We start from the raw sequence: 18,743 nt of genomic DNA on the forward strand, positions 1-18,743 counted from the left end.
TAAAAAATATCTTGCATCTAGAAAAATTAGATTTTATCTTTGTGTAAGTTGTATATACATGTTGGTTTGCTTTATCGATTTAAATAATTGATGAAAAGACTTTTTACTTAAGTTTTAGAGGATTGGGAAATGACGAAACAAACACTCGCTCAAAAACGTTACCGCGCTGGTGTCGTAAAAGCGGCAACCGGAACGACATTGACGGCTAAATCTTGGTTCACGGAAGCGCCCATGCGTATGCTGATGAACAACCTAGATCCTGATGTGGCAGAAAACCCAGAAGAATTAGTGGTTTACGGTGGTATTGGTCGTGCGGCACGTGATTGGGAGTGTTATGACAAGATCGTTGAGTCCCTAAAAGAACTAGAAGAAGACGAAACCTTGCTGGTTCAATCAGGTAAGCCAGTGGGCGTGTTTAAAACCCACAGCAACGCGCCGCGCGTATTGATTGCTAACTCAAACCTTGTTCCGCATTGGGCCAACTGGGAGCACTTTAACGAGTTGGATGCGAAAGGCTTGGCCATGTACGGCCAAATGACCGCGGGTTCTTGGATCTATATTGGTAGCCAAGGCATAGTGCAAGGCACTTACGAAACCTTCGTCGAAGCGGGTCGTCAGCATTACGATGGCAAACTGGCAGGCCGTTGGGTATTAACCGCGGGTCTTGGTGGCATGGGCGGGGCTCAGCCGCTAGCGGCCACCTTGGCGGGTGCCTGTTCATTGAACATTGAATGTCAGCAAAGCCGCATTGATTTTCGTCTACGCACTCGTTATGTGGACGAGCAAGCGACCGACCTAGACGATGCCATGGCGCGCATCAAAAAATACACGTCAGAAGGCAAAGCGGTGTCTATCGCGCTTTGCGGTAACGCCGCCGATATCCTGCCTGAAATGGTAAAACGTGGTATTCGGCCAGATATGGTGACCGACCAAACCTCGGCCCATGATCCACTAAACGGTTACTTGCCATCCGGTATGAGCTGGGATGAGTACCGTGAAAAAGCGCAAACACAACCTCAAGAAGTGGTTGCGGCCGCAAAACATTCTATGGCGAAACACGTACAAGCCATGTTGGATTTCCAAAAAATGGGCATTCCGACCTTTGACTACGGCAATAACATTCGTCAAATGGCTTTAGAAGTGGGCGTCGAAGACGCGTTTAATTTCCCAGGTTTTGTGCCAGCGTACATTCGTCCTTTGTTCTGTCGTGGTATTGGGCCTTTCCGTTGGGCGGCTTTGTCGGGTGATCCAGAAGATATTTATAAAACCGATGCCAAAGTAAAAGAGTTGATTCCTGATGATGAGCATTTACACCGTTGGTTAGACATGGCCCGTGAGCGAATTCAATTCCAAGGCTTACCAGCGCGCATTTGCTGGGTAGGTCTTGGACAGCGCGCCAAATTAGGCTTAGCCTTTAATGAAATGGTGCGCAGCGGTGAATTATCCGCGCCCATCGTTATCGGTCGTGACCATTTGGATTCGGGTTCTGTTTCCAGTCCAAATCGTGAAACGGAAGCAATGAAAGATGGCTCAGATGCGGTATCGGATTGGCCGTTGTTAAATGCCTTGTTGAATACCGCTTCTGGGGCAACTTGGGTGTCTTTGCACCACGGTGGCGGCGTCGGCATGGGGTTCTCTCAGCATTCTGGCATGGTGATTGTGTGTGACGGCAGTGATGAAGCGGCAGCGCGTATTGCGCGTGTATTGCATAACGATCCAGCGACAGGCGTGATGCGTCATGCGGATGCGGGTTATGAGATTGCCATCGATTGCGCGAAAGAGCAGGGGCTAAACTTACCCATGATCACTGGCGATCAAGCTAAATAATTTGTTGTTGATGGAAAATTTGTAGGCCGGATGAGGGAGGAACGACCGTTATCCGGCGTTTTGATTTGAGAATAAAAATTGAGGAACACCATGTTTGAATTAACAATTAAGCCAGGTCAATTGACGCTTAACGAGTTGCGTCAAATCAGTCGTCGTCACGTTAAATTAACGCTAGACGAAAGTGCTTTTCCTGCGATTCATGCCAGTACGCAAGTGGTTAACGATGTTATTGCCCAGAACCGTACTGTCTACGGTATTAATACAGGCTTTGGTTTGTTGGCAAATACGCGTATTGCACCAGAAGATCTGGAAGAGCTGCAACGCAGCATTGTGCTGTCTCACGCGGCAGGTATTGGTCAGTTGATGGAAGACAAAACCGTTAAACTGATCATGGCGTTGAAGGTAAACAGTTTGGCGCGTGGTTTCTCTGGTATTCGTCTTGAGGTGATTCAAGCCTTGCTGACCTTGATCAACAAAGAAGTGTATCCCTGTATTCCGAAAAAAGGCTCTGTAGGCGCATCGGGTGATTTAGCACCTTTGGCGCACATGAGTACTGTGTTATTAGGTGAAGGCAAAGCCCGTTACCGTGGTGAGGTGATTTCCGGTCGGGCGGCCTTGTCTATTGCTGGATTAGAGCCCATTACCCTAGCGCCAAAAGAAGGTTTAGCACTGCTAAACGGTACGCAAGCTTCGACGGCGTTTGCATTAGAAGGTTTGTTCGAGGCGGAAGATTTATTCGCTTCTGCTGTTGTCTGCGGCTCTTTGTCTGTGGAAGCAGCATTGGGCAGCCGTAGCCCATTCGATGCGCGTATTCATGAAGTGCGTGGTCATCAAACACAAATCGATGCGGCTGCCGCGTATCGTCATCTTTTAGGTGAAACGTCTGAGTTGGGCGATTCTCACCAAAGTTGTGAAAAAGTCCAAGACCCGTATTCACTTCGTTGCCAACCCCAAGTGATGGGCGCGTGTTTAGAGCAAATCCGCAGCACGGCGAAAGTTTTGTGTGTGGAAGCCAACTCGGTATCAGACAATCCATTGGTGTTCGCAGCAGAAGGTGACATTATTTCCGGTGGTAATTTCCATGCCGAACCCGTGGCTATGGCGGCGGATAATCTTGCCTTGGCGATTGCTGAAATCGGCAGTTTGTCAGAGCGCCGTATGGCCTTGTTGATCGACAGTAACCTAAGCAAGTTGCCACCATTCTTGGTGAATAACGGTGGTGTAAACTCTGGCTTCATGATTGCCCAAGTCACCGCGGCGGCGCTGGCGAGCGAGAACAAAACCTATGCACATCCTGCGTCGGTAGACAGCTTGCCAACGTCGGCGAACCAAGAAGATCACGTTTCCATGGCGACCTTTGCGGCACGTCGTTTGAAAGACATGGCGGAAAATACACGCGGTATCTTGGCGGTGGAAATTCTATCTGCGGTACAAGGTCTGGACTTCCGCGCACCACTGAAATCCAGTAAGCGCCTAGAAAATGTTCGTGCGACTTTACGTGCTCGCGTACCGTTTTATGATAAAGACCGTTATTTCGCGACTGACATTGAGAAAGCCAATGAGCTGTTGTTGGAAGCGGTGCATAACGAGACGATGCCAGCAGGCTTGTTGCCCAGTCTGGTCGTGTAAGTTATTGGAATAAGGTGCAAAAAGCAGTTCTCAACGAACTGCTTTTTCGTTTTTGATTTTGAGTGAAAAAAGAGGCTATGGTACACGACATGACACGCGATTCTCTGATGAAATTGGACAGTTTATGGCACGGTGCGCATGTTGCCACTATGCAAGGTGGTCAATATAGTATGATCGAAAACGCGGCGATTGGCGTCGTTGGTGGTCGTGTTGTTTGGATTGGCGAATCACGTCATTTGCCTAGGTATCAGGCTCAACATGAGTACGATTTGGATGGAGGTTGGATTACGCCAGGGTTGATTGATTGCCATACGCATCTTGTGTTTGGTGGCAATCGCGCGGGCGAATTCGAACAACGTTTAAATGGCGTGAGTTATCAAGAGATCGCCCAGCAGGGCGGCGGCATTGCTTCCTCAGTGAAAGCCACTCGTGACGCCAGCGAAGCGGAGCTTATTGCTAGTGCCGCGCGGCGTTTAAAAAGCTTGATGGCAGATGGTGTGACCACGGTTGAAATCAAGTCGGGTTATGGGCTGTCACTTGAAAGCGAACTGAAAATGCTGCGTGTGGCAGGCCAGCTAGGAGATAGTTTTCCGGTGACGGTAAAGCGAACTTGTTTGGCTGCCCATGCCATGCCGCCTGAGTACGCCGATAAAGACGCTTATATTGATTATCTTTGCGAGACGGTGTTGCCGAAAGTCGCCACGCTTGGTATGGCGGATGCGGTAGATGCTTTCTGTGAAGGTATCGCCTTTAGTACTGAACAAGTGGTGCGTTATTTTAAAGTCGCGGCATCGTTAGGTTTGCCTGTGAAAATTCATGCGGAGCAGTTGTCTTCATTAGGCGGCACCGCCATGGCATCGTCGTTCAAGGCATTGTCGGCAGATCATATTGAATTTATTGAAGAGGCCGATGTACACGCCATGGCAGAATCCGGCACGGTTGCTGTGTTATTGCCGGGCGCGTTTTTTACCCTAAAAGAAACACAACGTCCGCCGATTGCTTTGTTGCGCCAATATGGTGTACCGATGGCGATTGCTACAGACGCCAACCCAGGCACCTCGCCAGCGCTGTCGCTTCGATTGATGATGAACATGGCTTGTACCTTGTTTGCTCTGACGCCAGAAGAAGCGTTGGCTGGTGCGACCATTCATGCCGCAAAAGCATTGGGAATGGCGGATACTCATGGTAGCCTAGAAGTCGGTAAAGTCGCGGATTTTGTTTGTTGGGATGTAGAAAGCCCCGGCGAATTGAGCTACTGGCTCGGCGGTGATCTAGTGAAAACCAGAGTTTACGAAGGCAAACAATCTGACGGTAAAAATAGCCAAGGTAAGAATAGCCAAGGGGAACCAGCATAATGACAACACACGCTTCATTAACCGTACCGGCTTTTGACTTTGTACAAGGAGATTCGCCTTTATTGGTGAGCATGCCGCATTCAGGGCTGAATCTGACGGCCGATGTGCAAGCTGGCTTATCAGATCAAGCCAAGAAGCTGCCTGATACCGATTGGTTTATTCCAGAGCTGTATGACTTTCTCGCGTCATTGGGTGTGGGTTACATTAAGGCAAACTATTCTCGTTATGTCATTGATCTTAATCGCCCTTACGATGACAAACCGCTCTATGCCACCAAAACCACGGGGTTGTTCCCTGATATCTTGTTCGAAGACAGTCCAGTTTTTGTCGATGGTAAAGCACCAAGTGATGAACACAAAGCCTTTTGCAAAGAACAGATCTGGAAGCCTTATCACAATACGATTGAGCAAGAGCTGGCGCGACTAAAAGCCAAATTTGGTTACGTGATTTTGTTTGATGCCCACAGTATCGCGGCCGAAGTTCCTATGTTGTTTGACGGCACATTGCCAGACTTTAACTGGGGCACCAATGAAGGCAAAGCGTGCGACGCAGCCATCGCCAATGCCGTCACGCAAATAGTGCTCCCACACTACACACAAGTGCTTAACGGGCGTTTCAAAGGCGGCTACATTACTCGCCACTTCGGTCAACCAAATGACGGTATTCATGCTATTCAATTGGAACTTTCCCAAGCGACTTACCTAAACGATGAGTTAGCTAAGCAGTCTGAATATCAGCTCGATAAGCAGAAACAGCCGTTGATTACGCAACAACTGAAAGACGTTATTGAAGCCTGTCTATACGTTCGTTTTTAGTTTTAACTATTTATAGTTTAAGAATCCCCATGCGGTGAAAACGGCATGGGGATTTTTTTGCAAAAGAGTTCCTAGTCTCATTGTCTTGACGATGCTGTAATGACGTGTTGTCTGCTTTTATGTATTTTTGCTTAATTAATAATCGAAGACTTACGTCAATGGCGTATAGTTTGGTGATATTATGGACGTTTTTGAAAGGAGGTCTTAATGAATGACGACATGTTCAATGAATTGCTAGAAAGCGTACAACAAGCTGACAACATTATAAAAGGTCAAGCCTCAGCAGCACGAATCACAGAGTTTGCAGACCCAGAAGTGAAGGCAATTCGTACGAAAACAGGCCTAAGTCAAAGCCGCTTTGCCAATCTGCTTGGTGTAAGCAAGCGTACGCTAGAAAACTGGGAGCAAGGTCGCCGTCATCCAACTGGACCAGCTCGAGCCTTACTTAAAATCGTTGATGCTGATCCAGAGTATGCGCTGAAAGCATTGCATGGGTAGCGCTTCAAGCGATACATTAACTGCCTTCAATAATAGCGATTAAGCGTTTGTATTTTGCATTGTTCAGTAGTGATGGATCTGACTCAATGATAATCTTGAGAATGTTCGGAATTTCATCAGTTATTATTTCTGTTTTGTCTATAATGATCTTATCTAAAAGGTCTAGCGTATCTTTTGGGAAAAGTTGAGCTAATGGTACTTCATCTCTATTTCGATAAAAGGCGTATAGATGAGTATGATTTTGGTCTGCTATAAGAAAAGGATGGACTGTTTTAAGTATTTTAGGGAAAGCATCCTCTGAATATTCTAAAAGAGAAAGCCATGAAGCTGTAAACTCTGTTTTTTGGAATGCTATTTCTTTCGGCCATGCTTGCTGAATAAAGGGTATAACCTTATTTTCCCAGTCTGATGGATCATCTTGACCAATTTGCGCTAAACGACTGATGACATTTTGAATATTTTTTTCTGACATTAACCTTAAGCAACGGCGCATGTCATCGAAACTGACTCTCCAATCTTCTTCTGAGCCATTAAGTGTTAGTTCAACTAAAATTACAGCTGCTTTATTAGATAAATGTTTATCCCATTCATTGTCATATATGGTTGGAAAAAGCTCGTTAATCAATGGGTAAATTTGCTCAGCAAAGCCTTTCTTTAGCCATGGATTGTTTGATGTTAGATAACCATCCCATGCAGCCTGAGCTTTTGCATTATCAAGGCTAAAAAGCAAAATGATTTTTTCATTCACCCAATCTGGATCAATATAGCTTAACCATGTTAGGTTATGAGTGATTTTGGCAATTGTATTTTCTGATCTAATAGAAGGTAAAAAGAGTAAATTATTTAGCCTTATTTTATGTTTTTCAGGTATCCCTTGCGCGTAGTCTAATTGTAGCTGATTTATTAGTTGTAGAATAATTTCAGTTAGAATTCCTTCCGATGAATTTATTGCTAAACCATATGAACCTGAGGTTTTTTTTGTTGTTAAATCCGACTCTTCTTGTTGTATAGAACTCAGGATATGATCAAAAATCACCCAAAAAGAAGTAGAGTAATGGTCGATTAAGAAATTAAAGTTTTCCTGCAATTTTCTTGATAGTGCATAAGCAAGCTTAATCAAAACTGGATGGGGTAGGCGTGATAATTGAGCTAAGAAAAAGCGCATTTCTCTTGGAGCGATGTCTATAGAAATATGTTCAATTAATTGCTCCCAGAGCTCGTACGGGTATTCATCACGCCTGCGTTTATGACCTAAAGCAAGCAATGCTTTTCTTGGCGTTGCTTTAACAATGCCTATAAAAGGTTTTTTCTGTACTCGTTCACCTACTAGCCGATTTCCTATAGCGATGGCGCTATTTGCGATTTCATTAGTCGGAAGATTTTTAATCGGCTCTGCTGAATCGTCGGTTGATACAATATAACTGTCGCCATGGTTTATAGCGGTAATTTGTTGAGCCCATTCATCAGACCAGTCGGTGAGTGTGTTACTTAATTCCTCAAATCTTTTCTGTTGCTTTGAATTTATTATAACGCTACCTAATTGTAAGCGCCTGATATATAGGCAAATGGATCGAGTGATTTCTTCCTCGGTCATGCCATTTTCTGGGTCAATGTTTGGGCCCATGAATAACTTGTCTATTAAATTTTCTTGCTGTAATTCGGATAGTTCTGAATATCGATCCATAATGAGAAACAGTAATTCTCTGCATACATATGAATCCCAAAACACGTTATCGTCTAATGCCATTAAATAATCATAGGCTTCCTCAGGTGAGAATAATGTTTTTTGATTTATGGCGAAGAGCTTTAACAATTCAAAGCATTTCAAATGATTGGTTGGCCAAGTAAGTACATGGCTTTTTGCGAGAAGGGTATTCTCTTTGATCAGTTGTTTAAAAACTGCTAAGAATAAGTTGAACAGCTCGTCTCCATCATACGAACGTCCTTTTACTTCTCTGCCCTTGTAGCAATTGGGGGAGCCTAGCCTAAATTCAGAAACAACATAACGTAGAGAATCTTGTTTTATGAGTTGTGTTTCTAATATACGAAAAACAGTAGGAAGAACCTCTGCCGGAATATTGAGCTTTTCAGGGTCAATATCAATCCCTTTAATTTTCCATTCAGCTAAATCATAAGGATGAATCTTTAACCAGCTATTGTTTGGTGGATTAGCTCTTGCTAATCCTATGGGTTGTTCAATGCTTATGTAGGGAGTTGTTAATGCCTCGAATTCTCGTAATGCTGTATCAGACCAATTATTCTTTTTCATGCGGTCTAGTAAGTCAAATTTAGAGTCTCTTTCACTGTTTAAGAAGTACCGACGTTTGTGGTATGTGAATGCTAGATTCCAGAACTCCTTAGCTTGTTGTTCTAGAGAGTCGTTTCTGTTAACAGCTGAAATGAGCATATCTAATAAGAACGAATGCACTTTATCTTGTTTGAGAACCCACCAAACTGTAATTGGGCTGTCTATGATAAAGGTTATCCATTGTGCCAATGCAAATAACCGGTTTGGCATATCTTTATAAGAACTGGTGAGGTTTAGTGGTCGAGTATGTTTGATATCTCCCGTATTCCAATGCAGTAAATTTTTTTCTTCGTCGATCTTTATTTGTTTTGCTTTTATTTCCTCATGAGAAGGGTCGTCGTCTAAACCATAAGTTTCAGATGGATCGAAAGTTGTGTTTTCCGTAAAATTTTTAGCAACTGCAGCCAATCGACATTTTGGGTCAAAAACGCAAAGCCACTCTGGATGAGGTGTAGGCTTTTGATCTCGGAATGCTTTTGCACCCGCTGTCGTATGGACAATATGAGCAACTTTCCCGCGCTCAAATGCTTGGAGCTCTTGAGGTTTTTTAGTGGCGAGCTCTAATGTTTTTGTACGCCAATTACGTGGGTTATCGGCTCGTTCAGCCCAAGCTTCGATAGATTGCCATAGTTGAGGGAAACCAATGGATGTTATTGGGATAACACCTTTATCACGCCACTTTGATTGGGTGTTATTTCCCTCTACATCGAGTGCATAGATTGAGTGTTGTTTTACGGTGTTGTTGTGATGTAAACCTTGTAATAAGTATTTAATCGGCGGGTCTTCTGCCTGATAACCAAGTAGCACAACTGTGAAGTTTTCTAGTAATGATCTAACAAACTCGGTAGCCCATGCTTGTGATAAATAGGCCCTGCCAAAGTCAGCGCTGCTAAGAATGTAGTCATGATTTTCATCTTGAGGTGATTTCAATTTTCCATGTAGGTATGTAATGCCTGAAACAGAGCCAGTTAAAGCTAAATTAGGCAATGATGGCGCTTCATATATGGGAGTGGAGACAGAAATGTAAAACTCAAAAAGATGGTCAAAGTTGGTGGTTACAACTTGAGGAATGCCATCAAGGTTACTTGAAATGCGTAAAATATCCTGATGGCTTTTTGCTATTTTTTTATCGGTAGACAGGCGTTCAGCGACAACTTGGTTTACTTCATTAACGCCAAACTCTTGATGTAGAAAGTAAAAAACTTGGTCTAGTATAGGAATGCTGTGCTCTTTGTAGCGCGAATAAAATGCTTGGTAGGATTCGAAGCTCTCAGGTGGATCGAAATGATCCATAACTGCCTGTGTCAGTTCTTCAAAGTTATCAAGTTTTTCATTCTTTGATACACCAGCTCCACAGAAAAAGACAACCTTTCCTTGGTCTCGTAACTCTAGTAATTGATCCGGTATATTCGGTCCATCAGCATAAAAGCGCATTAGCTTACTTCCTAGAAAATTGGTTTAATATAGATTGTATCGTCAACTAAAGACTTTTACCTCTTTATGCTCGTGGTGCTAAAGTACCATTCACTATAAAGCTTAATCATGTCAAGGAAGGCAATTATGCCAACCATTTAAATGTTCTATGGGATCATAGTGCGTATGTAGTATTTTGATAATCAAAAGCATCAAAGTTCACATATCCATGTGTACTATCAAGATAGTGATGTCATATTGGGGACGGACTCGTACAGGAAGGCTCTTTGTCTAAACCAAAGCAAAAATTGGTTGATGCTTGGGTTGAAATACACAAGGATGAGTTGATAGCTGACTGGGCGCTCGCGGTTAATGGCGAGTCCGTTTTTAAAATAGACCCTCTCAAATAAGTGTGCTTTATGAACCCCAAAGTGACTGCTGTTGAACCAATGGACTCTTATCTTCTCAGACTTACGTTTGAGAATAATGATGTTCGTGTGTTTGATGTGTCACCTTTTTTGGAGAAAGGTATTTTCCAAGAGCTAAAGGATGAGAATTACTTTAGGCAAGTCTCAGTGGCGTTTGGTGGCATTCAATGGCCTCACGAGCAGGACTTCAATAAAGATACCCTGTATTTATTAAGTTCTCCCTAAACTGTTTCGGCGCCAACTTACTGAAATCCATCATTATGGTTATTAGCGCCCGAAGCACCCTGTTAGATGTTGAGTTTTGCCTTATTTTGCTAAATAGCCTTCATGTTGCTTTTTGAAACGCTTTGCATTGTTCGATAAGGGCGTCGATGTTGATGTGTTGTTCGGCGCTGTCGGCAAGGCGGTTGATTTCGGCATCGCGGTATTGGTCGTAGTCGAATGCGGCGGCTTGATCAACGCCAGCCCAATGAAGTAAGGCTTGCAGGGCGTCTGGGTGGTCGAATATGCCGTGTAAATAGGTGCCGATAATGCGGCCATCTTCTGAGATATAGCCTTCTTTTTCACTATTTTCGTTATTTTCTCCATTCTTTAAGTTAGCGAAATGGCGGAAGCTTGTATCACTCGAAAAGCTTGATACGCCGGAGTGAATTTCGTACCCCGTGAGTTGGGCTTGGTTTGCCTCGATTTGCAGATAGCCTTGGCGTTGCTTGAGTTGTTTTTCTTTTTCTAGAACTGTGGTCATGGGGATAAAACCAAAGCCTGATGCTTGCGTGTTGGCGTGTTGGTTTTCTAAGCCATAGGGGTCGAGTAAGGTTTCCCCTAACATTTGAAAGCCTCCGCAAATGCCCATGACTTTGCCACCATATCTCAGGTGAGTATTCAAATACGCTTCCCAGCCTTCTTGGCGTAAAAACGCTAAATCACTTTGCACACTTTTGCTGCCCGGCAAGATAACAAGGTCGGCGGGCGGTATGGCCTGGTTTGCTTTGACCAGTGTGACTTGCACATCGGGGTGCAGGCGAAGCGCATCCCAATCTGTGTGATTACTGGTGCGAGGCATGACGGGAATAACGACGTTGAGTTTGGTGTTGGTATTGGATTTTACTGGGCTGTGGGCAACCGCGTCTTCAGATTCAAGGTGGAAGCCTTTTAAATAAGGCAAGACACCAATGACGGGTTTGCCTGTGCGTTCTTCAAGCCAGTCTAAACCTGATTGCAGCAAGCTAATGTCTCCACGGAAGCGATTGATAACAAAACCAATAACACGATCTTGCTCGCTGGGGCTGAGTAAATCTAAGGTGCCAACGAGGTGGGCAAAGACGCCACCTTTGTCGATGTCAGCAATGATAATAACCGGGCAATCGATGCTTTCGGCAAAGCCCATGTTGGCAATATCGCGAGCTCGTAGATTAATTTCTGCTGGGCTGCCAGCCCCTTCAATCAGCACGGCCTGATATTGATCGGCAAGACGATAGTAAGAATCTAACGCCGCCACTTTGGCGATGCTTTTGTATTCGTGGTAGCCCACGGCATCCATGTTGCCCACGGCTTTACCTTGGATGATGACTTGAGCACCGACATCGGTATTGGGTTTAAGCAAGATAGGGTTCATGTCGACGTGGGGTTCGAGCCCGGCGGCGTAAGCTTGTACCGCTTGGGCACGACCAATCTCATTGCCATCTTGGGTCACGGCGCTATTCAATGCCATATTTTGTGGTTTAAAGGGCGCGACTTGAATGCCTCGGCGGGCAAATAAGCGGCATAAAGCGGTTACTAGGGTGCTTTTTCCGGCATCGGACGTGGTCCCTTGGACCATTAAACTAAAGGCTGGCATTCAGAGTCATCACGCTTTAAATCAATAAGGTGATAGAATTCTACCTCATTGTTCTATTATGTGAAAAACGACCTATATTCATGATGACTGCAATTTTTGACTTTTTATCTGCAAACAGCCTGATGGTGTTGGCGGCATTGGTGTTAGATCGCTTGCTAGGCGAGCCCAAAAGCTGGCATCCGTTGATTTGGTTTGGTCGCTGGGTGGATTTGTGTCGCCAGCATATCCAGCTGCCTTTAGACACGTCTTATGCTCGTCAACGTATGGTTGGCGTTTTGGCGTGGTTGATCGCGGTACTGCCTTGGATATTGATCTTATTCGCTTTATTTTGGCTATTGCCCAATTTGTTGGATGTGATTCTGTCTATTGTGGTGCTGTATTTTGCTGTTGGTTGGCAGAGTTTGCGGGAGCACGCGTTGGCGATTTATCAGCCGTTATCCGTTGTGTCGCAATCGTCTGGAATGACGACTGAAGAGACAGCTGAAAAACTCGATGAGGCACGTCTTGCGGTGAGTTATATCGTCAGTCGAGATACACAAAATTTGGATGAGTCTGCCGTCGCGAAGGCCGGTATTGAGTCGGTATTGGAAAACGGCAGTGATGCGGTTTTTGCGCCGATTTTTTGGTTTGTATTGTTAGGGGCTCCGGGGGCTTTGTTATATCGTTTGGCCAATACGCTAGACGCTATGTGGGGCTATAAAACCGAGTCTTTGTTGCATTTTGGCTGGTTTGCCGCACGATTTGATGATGTGCTGAATTATCTGCCCGCACGCTTGGTGATTTATACCTACGCGGCATGTGGTCATTGGTGGGCGGCTATTCGCAGTGCTCGTCGTCCTTCAGCGCGTTGGAAAAGCCCCAATGCGGGTCCTGTTATGGCCGCTGGAGCCGGTGCGTTAGGGGTTCAACTGGGTGGTGAGGCGCCATATTTTGGCAAAATAGAAACAAGGCCTACTCTAGGAGAAGGAGAGCCACCGTCACCCAAACATCTAAAAGAAGCGATTTGGTTAGTGGATAAAAGTGTGTATTTATGGGGATTGGTAATATGCCTGTTAATCTAGAAGGTTCCCTTAGTCAGCTTGCGTTAGCAGCGCCCAAGCATGGTGGTGATTTGGCCTATTGGCAACGTAAGGTGGGCAATGAGGCGTTAAATTGGTTGGATCTGTCTTCTGCCTGTAATCGAGAACCGTGGCCGATTCCTGAGATCCCTGCTTCTTTGTGGATGGCTTTGCCGGATCAAACGGACTTGTTGGATGAGGCTGAACGTTATTTTGGCCGTCGTCCTAATGCCATAGGAGCTGGGTCCCAGCACATTATTGAATCTTTGCCGCCGCTGTTGCGAGAAGGCGCAGGTTTGACCTCTCAAACCGTGTTTGTGCCGCGTGTTGGTTATCAGGAACATGCTTTTGCTTGGCGAAAATGGGGTTATGAGATTGTGTATTATGACGCGTTAGAGGAATTACTGACGCAGCATTGGGCGGTGGCGGTGGTGATTCAACCGAATAATCCGACGGGTAAGCTCGCGTCAGCCAGCACCTTGTCTCAGTTGATTACTCATGCAGAGCAACAAGGTGCCAGTTTGGTGGTGGATGAAGCTTTTATTGATGCGACTCCTGAGTTGAGTGTGTTGAAGCTTCAAGCGTCCGATTTGAGTGAATCTCTGTTTGTTATGCGTTCTGTTGGGAAGTTTTTTGGTTTGGCTGGTGCAAGAGTTGGGTTTGTTTTTTGTGCTTCAAAATGGCAGGCGGCGCTGAAAAATTTATTGGGGCCATGGCCTGTCGCTACGCCCAGCTTGCATTTGGTGTGTTTGGCGTTTGCCGATAAGGCGTGGCAAGCTCAGGCTTTGCAACATATAGGGATACGACAAGCGGCGTTTGTCGAGCGGATTATGCCAAAATTGAATACCATTTTTGATTCGCAAGACAGCGTGTGCAATGCCTTGTTTACGACTTGGTTTCTAGAGAGTCAGGCCTACGCAGAACAAGTCTTTACTATGTTGCATCAGGTGGGCATTCATACCCGTTTAGGTGACGGCTGGATTCGTGTGGCGTTACCCGCTTTGCATGAAATGGATGCTTTAAACAGTGCGCTGATTCGACTATTAAAGACGGCAGGAGGTCAAACGCAGGGCTATTCAAGGGGCGAGCTTGCATGAAACATCTTGTTCTCGGTGGGGTGAGAAGTGGCAAAAGTGCTTTTGCCCAAGAGCAAGTCGCTGCTGGCGGCAAAGCTGTGTGTTATGTGGCTACCTCGCAAGTGTGGGACGACGAGATGGCGAACCGGATTCGTCTGCACAAAGAAAATCGTCCTAAAGAATGGCAATTAATCGAAGAGCCATTGGCCTTAGCCAGTGTTCTGAATGCCTTTAATTCACCGGATCATGCGGTGATCGTCGAATGCCTTACTCTGTGGTTGACGAATTTATTGTGCTTAGAAGATGAGACTCGACTGGCAGAAGAAAAACACGCACTTTTGACAGCGGTAGCGTGTTTTCAAGGGGATCTCGTTCTGGTTTCCAGTGAGGTGGGATTGGGGATTATGCCAATGAACGCCTTAGCTCGGCGATTTGGTGATGAGGCAGGTTCTATGAATCAAGCACTGGCTAAACTGACCGATCGGGTAACTTTTGTTGCGGCAGGACTGCCTCTACCGCTAAAATCCTAATCTGGCCTATTCCACCGAGTGTCTGCTTGTCTTGTGACCCATTTGTCACCCTGCACAGTAGATAAAATGAACGATAAAAGCGTAGGAGCTTTGAAGATGACCCCTTATTCAAAAGATTTTCCAGTGTCTTGGGAAGAGTTACACAGAAATGCTCGTGCGTTGTCTTGGCGGTTATTAGAGCAAGGGCCATGGAAGGGAATTATTGCGATTACCCGTGGTGGCTTGGTACCAGCGGCGATCCTATGTCGCGAAATGGACATTCGTCTGATCGATACTATTTGTATTGTCAGTTATGGTGCGGATGAGAAAGGGGATGCTGCCATGAAACAAGGCGAGCTTAATGTATTAAAAGGTGTGGAAGGCGACGGCGAAGGTTTTATTTTGGTTGATGACCTAGTCGATACGGGTCGAACGGCTGCGAAAGTACGTGAAATGCTGCCAAAAGCCCATTTTGCGACGATTTACGCCAAACCGGCTGGCAAGCCTTTGGTGGACACTTTTATTACGGAAGTCAGTCAAGATACTTGGATTCGTTTTCCTTGGGATATGGAATATACCTTTTCGACGCCGTTGGCAGATCGCCAAGGAAAATAAGCTGCACTTCGTTATCAATGGGCTGTCATTTAAAAAAAGCAACGAGAGTGTGGCAAAATGACACAAAACTCTCGTTTCTTTTACATATTTTTGAGCTAACTTTATCACTGGGTTTTCATAGAATAGATTGCTTAAAAGTGATTTAAATAACAAGACTATAGGATTTCAATATGTGGCAAACGCTAACTAGAGTGGTTTTGGCTGGTATTTTATCGTTTGCAACGATATTACCAGCGTGGGCGGAAGGCACGGTTGCCCGTGCGCAATTTTCGACGGATGTAGTCGATCGTGAACCAATCGATGACATTGGTCCCGTGGTAAAAGTAGAATACGGTGAGATACAACGAGTGTATTTCTTCACGGATTTACGTGACATGGAAGGTAGCCAAGTGATTCATCGTTGGAAGCTGGATGATCAAGAGCAGGCTGATGTCGCGTTTGATATTGGTGGAGATCGTTGGCGAGTATGGTCAAGTAAACGCTTAATGCCAGGGTTTGACGGCAAGTGGAGTGTGGATGTGGTTAAGGATGGCGCGGTGATAGAAACTCACTCTTTTGACTATGTGGACAGCGAGTAACAACTCGCTTCCCTTTCGAGTAAATTATTATCTTAGAAGTAAGGACGGTTATGCCTCATTTACGTGTACGCGGCTTGGCGTTTGATGAATTAGAATCCATTGCCGATATTTTGGTCGAGAATTTAGCAGAAATTACGGACACGCCTAATTCACACTTTACCCTTGAATATCAAGCGACGACTTTTTTAGCAGTAGGCGGCGCTTCTCCTGCCTATCCTTTTTTTGATGTCTTTTGGTTTGACCGCGGGGACGAGGTGAAGCGTAAGGTCGCTCTCATTATTGAGGAACTGGTTAGACCCTTAGTAGACAGTGGACAAGATATCACCGTGCTGTTTCATGATTTACAAGGGAAAGATTATTATGAAAACGGTGAGCACTTTTAATAAAGAGTGTGCTGTTGACCGTAAGAAGCACTTCCGTTATTGAAAACGGCTGTGCTTCTTATGTCGTCTGCTTTTTACAAGCGCATTTCTATACCAGCGTCTGTCATGCGCTGCTTAGCCTGTTGAATGCTGTATTCGCCAAAATGGAAAATACTCGCGGCTAACACGGCATCGGCTTTGCCTTCGATTACGCCATCTACTAGGTGATCCAAATTACCCACACCGCCAGAGGCGATAACAGGCACATGAACCGCTTCGCTAATCGCACGTGTAATACCTAAATCAAAACCATTTTTTGTGCCGTCACGGTCCATACTGGTCAGCAAGATTTCACCCGCACCGTATTCCACCATTTTTTTCGCCCACTCAACCGCATCTAAGCCAGTAGGTTTTCGGCCGCCATGGGTAAAGATTTCCCATTTATCGGGTTCGCCCTCGGCGCTGACTTTTTTGGCATCAATGGCGACTACGATACACTGAGAGCCAAAGCGCTGTGCGGCTTCGCGGACAAATTCAGGGTTAAAGACGGCTGCGGTATTAATACCGACTTTGTCTGCGCCTGCATTCAGCATGCGACGAATATCTTCGCAGGTGCGAATGCCACCGCCTACCGTTAGAGGAATAAACACTTGGCTGGCAATGGCTTCCACCATATGAACCGTGGTTTCTCTATCCTCTGAACTGGCCGTGATGTCTAAGAAAGTGATCTCATCGGCGCCTTGTTCGTTGTAACGCTTCGCCACTTCCACAGGGTCACCTGCGTCGCGAATGTCGACGAACTGAACACCTTTGACGACGCGGCCATTGTCCACATCAAGGCAAGGAATAATACGTTTTGCTAAGCCCATAAATGGCGCTCCTAGAATCTAATATGCTTCTATCCAAACAAACTGAAGGGCTTGCTCTTATGGCTTGCCATCCCATTGAAGGAAGTTTTTATAAAGCTGCAAACCATCTTTATGGCTTTTTTCAGGGTGAAACTGAACAGCGAACACATTGTCACGGGCAAGGGCAACACAAAACTCCAAACCGTAGTCACAGGTACCTGCCACTTCGTTTTTGTTCTCTGGGACCACATAAAAGCTGTGTACAAAGTAAAAGCGCGCGCTGTCCGGAATGTCGGCCCAAAGAGGGTGGTTAATGGTGTGCTTAACTTGATTCCAGCCCATGTGCGGCACTTTCAATTTACCGCCGTCATGATCTTTGTGGTTTTCACCAAAGAATAGGGCGTTGCCTTTGAAGTGGTTTAAACAATCGACACCGCCGTTTTCTTCACTGTGTGACATCAATGATTGGATGCCGACACAAATAGCGAGAAAAGGTTTTTCTGCCATGGCTTTGCGAATGCTTGGTACTAGGCCTGCATTGTACATTTCACCAATGCAATCACGAATCGCACCAACGCCTGGTAGTAATACACGATCTGCTGCATCAATCACGGCAGGATCGCTGGTGACAATGACCGAGGTGTGTTCATCCGCTACGTGCTCAAGAGCTTTGGCAACGGAGTGAAGGTTACCCATGCCATAATCGATGACCGCGACGGTAGATTTTTTCATATCGTTCATACTAACAACGTCCTACAAACAACCCTTAGTCGATGGCATTTGACCTGCCATACGCTCATCCACTTCTAATGCCATGCGCAAAGCACGACCAAACGCTTTAAAAATGGTTTCTGCTTGGTGGTGAGTGTTTTTGCCACGTAGGTTGTCTAGGTGAAGCGTGACTTTGGCATGGTTGATAAAACCATGGAAGAACTCAGAGAACAAATCCACATCAAAACCACCGACAGATCCACGCGTAAACGGTACGTGCATTTCTAGACCAGGGCGACCAGAGAAATCGATGACTACGCGTGAGAGAGCTTCGTCTAATGGAACGTAAGCATGACCGTAACGTTTGATGCCTTTTTTATCGCCTACTGCGATGTCAAATGCTTGTCCTAATGTGATGCCTAAATCTTCTACTGTATGGTGAGCGTCAATGTGAAGGTCACCAACGGCATGAATGTCTAGGTCAATCAGGCCATGACGTGCTACTTGTTCAAGCATGTGGTCAAGGAAAGGAACGCCTGTGAAGCAGTTGAATTTACCGGTACCGTCTAAGTTAATCGACACCTTTATCTGAGTTTCAAGCGTGTTACGCTCGACACTGGCAATGCGATCGGACATTGATTGGTTTCTCCACCGTGATTGTGACGAAGGGTCGCCACTTTTTTTGTATAATTAAGAGCATGACATAAGTGGCCCATTATAGAACGTGGACTCTTTAGCTTCTATGCTTTGTCTGGGTGTTTTTTGATGAGTTATCGCTATTGCATCGATAAACATTGATTTCGAGTGTTATGATAAGCGAATTAATTCACCGCTAAGTGTGCATTTGGGTGAACGGCTTATATAGGCTAAACGTAT

At 45.4% G+C, this 18,743-nt stretch carries 18 protein-coding genes; 13 read left to right on the plus strand and 5 right to left on the minus strand.

The window, feature by feature from the left end; translation table 11 throughout:
- Positions 1-129: 129 nt before the first annotated feature.
- From hutU to nadS, 5 genes are all read left to right on the plus strand, one after another.
- Positions 130-1,827 (plus strand): urocanate hydratase, encoded by a 1,698-nt coding sequence (gene hutU / locus DKT73_RS06310; protein ID WP_111637734.1) that lies wholly within the window; start codon positions 130-132, stop codon positions 1,825-1,827.
- 90 nt (positions 1,828-1,917) lie between these two features.
- Positions 1,918-3,456, plus strand: a complete 1,539-nt coding sequence (gene hutH / locus DKT73_RS06315) for a histidine ammonia-lyase (RefSeq protein ID WP_111637735.1) — start codon at positions 1,918-1,920, stop codon at positions 3,454-3,456.
- Positions 3,457-3,545: 89 nt separating this feature from the next.
- Positions 3,546-4,811 carry an imidazolonepropionase gene (gene hutI / locus DKT73_RS06320; RefSeq protein WP_198666557.1) on the plus strand — a complete coding sequence of 422 codons (1,266 nt, stop codon included), beginning with the start codon at positions 3,546-3,548 and terminating at the stop codon, positions 4,809-4,811.
- Positions 4,811-5,626, plus strand: coding sequence for an N-formylglutamate deformylase (gene hutG, locus DKT73_RS06325; RefSeq protein WP_111637736.1), 816 nt, complete (start codon positions 4,811-4,813; stop codon positions 5,624-5,626). Before hutI ends, hutG begins: the two co-directional genes overlap by 1 nt.
- A 207-nt stretch (positions 5,627-5,833) precedes the next feature.
- A complete protein-coding gene (gene nadS / locus DKT73_RS06330) occupies positions 5,834-6,124 on the plus strand; it encodes a type II toxin-antitoxin system RelB family anti-toxin transcriptional regulator (protein WP_111637737.1) in 291 nt (96 codons plus the stop codon).
- A 16-nt stretch (positions 6,125-6,140) separates the two neighbouring features.
- On the opposite strand, the gene DKT73_RS06335 is transcribed toward nadS, so the two are convergent.
- Positions 6,141-9,866, minus strand: a complete 3,726-nt coding sequence (locus DKT73_RS06335; protein WP_111637738.1) for an SIR2 family protein — start codon at positions 9,864-9,866, stop codon at positions 6,141-6,143.
- A 236-nt stretch (positions 9,867-10,102) separates the two neighbouring features.
- Here DKT73_RS06335 and DKT73_RS20155 point away from each other — a divergent pair, with 236 nt between their 5' ends.
- Together DKT73_RS20155 and DKT73_RS06345 are read left to right on the plus strand one after the other, a co-directional pair.
- On the plus strand, positions 10,103-10,255 hold the full coding sequence (locus DKT73_RS20155; protein ID WP_269814502.1) for a DUF4160 domain-containing protein: 153 nt from the start codon (positions 10,103-10,105) through the stop codon (positions 10,253-10,255).
- A 9-nt stretch (positions 10,256-10,264) separates the two neighbouring features.
- Positions 10,265-10,498: a DUF2442 domain-containing protein gene (locus tag DKT73_RS06345; protein ID WP_111637739.1), complete on the plus strand. Its 234-nt coding sequence runs from the start codon at positions 10,265-10,267 to the stop codon at positions 10,496-10,498.
- 100 nt (positions 10,499-10,598) lie between these two features.
- On the opposite strand, the gene DKT73_RS06350 is transcribed toward DKT73_RS06345, so the two are convergent.
- Positions 10,599-12,110, minus strand: a complete 1,512-nt coding sequence (locus DKT73_RS06350; RefSeq protein WP_111637740.1) for a cobyric acid synthase — start codon at positions 12,108-12,110, stop codon at positions 10,599-10,601.
- Between the two features lie 80 nt (positions 12,111-12,190).
- Here DKT73_RS06350 and cbiB point away from each other — a divergent pair, with 80 nt between their 5' ends.
- The 6 genes from cbiB (at position 12,191) to DKT73_RS06380 (ending at position 16,329) form a co-directional block, all read left to right on the plus strand.
- Positions 12,191-13,171, plus strand: coding sequence for an adenosylcobinamide-phosphate synthase CbiB (gene cbiB / locus DKT73_RS06355; RefSeq protein WP_111637741.1), 981 nt, complete (start codon positions 12,191-12,193; stop codon positions 13,169-13,171).
- Complete coding sequence (locus DKT73_RS06360; RefSeq protein WP_111637835.1) at positions 13,156-14,265, plus strand: aminotransferase class I/II-fold pyridoxal phosphate-dependent enzyme; 1,110 nt, start codon at positions 13,156-13,158, stop codon at positions 14,263-14,265. Before cbiB ends, DKT73_RS06360 begins: the two co-directional genes overlap by 16 nt.
- Positions 14,262-14,774 (plus strand): bifunctional adenosylcobinamide kinase/adenosylcobinamide-phosphate guanylyltransferase, encoded by a 513-nt coding sequence (gene cobU, locus DKT73_RS06365; protein ID WP_111637742.1) that lies wholly within the window; start codon positions 14,262-14,264, stop codon positions 14,772-14,774. The genes DKT73_RS06360 and cobU overlap by 4 nt, the downstream gene beginning before the upstream one ends.
- Before the next feature lie 96 nt (positions 14,775-14,870).
- Positions 14,871-15,368, plus strand: coding sequence for a xanthine phosphoribosyltransferase (gpt, locus tag DKT73_RS06370; RefSeq protein WP_111608092.1), 498 nt, complete (start codon positions 14,871-14,873; stop codon positions 15,366-15,368).
- A gap of 170 nt (positions 15,369-15,538) precedes the next feature.
- The gene (locus DKT73_RS06375; protein WP_111637743.1) at positions 15,539-15,946 is read left to right on the plus strand and encodes a DUF2914 domain-containing protein; all 408 of its coding nucleotides are present in this window, start codon (positions 15,539-15,541) and stop codon (positions 15,944-15,946) included.
- Between the two features lie 50 nt (positions 15,947-15,996).
- A complete protein-coding gene (locus DKT73_RS06380; RefSeq protein ID WP_111608172.1) occupies positions 15,997-16,329 on the plus strand; it encodes a DUF1904 family protein in 333 nt (110 codons plus the stop codon).
- A 74-nt stretch (positions 16,330-16,403) separates the two neighbouring features.
- Here the strand turns inward: DKT73_RS06380 and hisF are convergent, their stop codons facing one another.
- The 3 genes from hisF to hisB are packed head-to-tail and all read right to left on the minus strand — an operon-like array spanning position 16,404 to position 18,503.
- Positions 16,404-17,177, minus strand: coding sequence for an imidazole glycerol phosphate synthase subunit HisF (gene hisF, locus DKT73_RS06385; RefSeq protein WP_111637744.1), 774 nt, complete (start codon positions 17,175-17,177; stop codon positions 16,404-16,406).
- A 57-nt stretch (positions 17,178-17,234) separates the two neighbouring features.
- Positions 17,235-17,897 carry an imidazole glycerol phosphate synthase subunit HisH gene (gene hisH / locus DKT73_RS06390; protein WP_111637745.1) on the minus strand — a complete coding sequence of 221 codons (663 nt, stop codon included), beginning with the start codon at positions 17,895-17,897 and terminating at the stop codon, positions 17,235-17,237.
- Between the two features lie 12 nt (positions 17,898-17,909).
- On the minus strand, positions 17,910-18,503 hold the full coding sequence (gene hisB / locus DKT73_RS06395) for an imidazoleglycerol-phosphate dehydratase HisB (protein ID WP_111637746.1): 594 nt from the start codon (positions 18,501-18,503) through the stop codon (positions 17,910-17,912).
- Positions 18,504-18,743 lie beyond the last annotated feature (240 nt).

The sequence above is a fragment of the Marinomonas shanghaiensis genome, from assembly GCF_003259175.1.
GTDB classification, from domain to species: Bacteria; Pseudomonadota; Gammaproteobacteria; order Pseudomonadales; family Marinomonadaceae; genus Marinomonas; species Marinomonas shanghaiensis.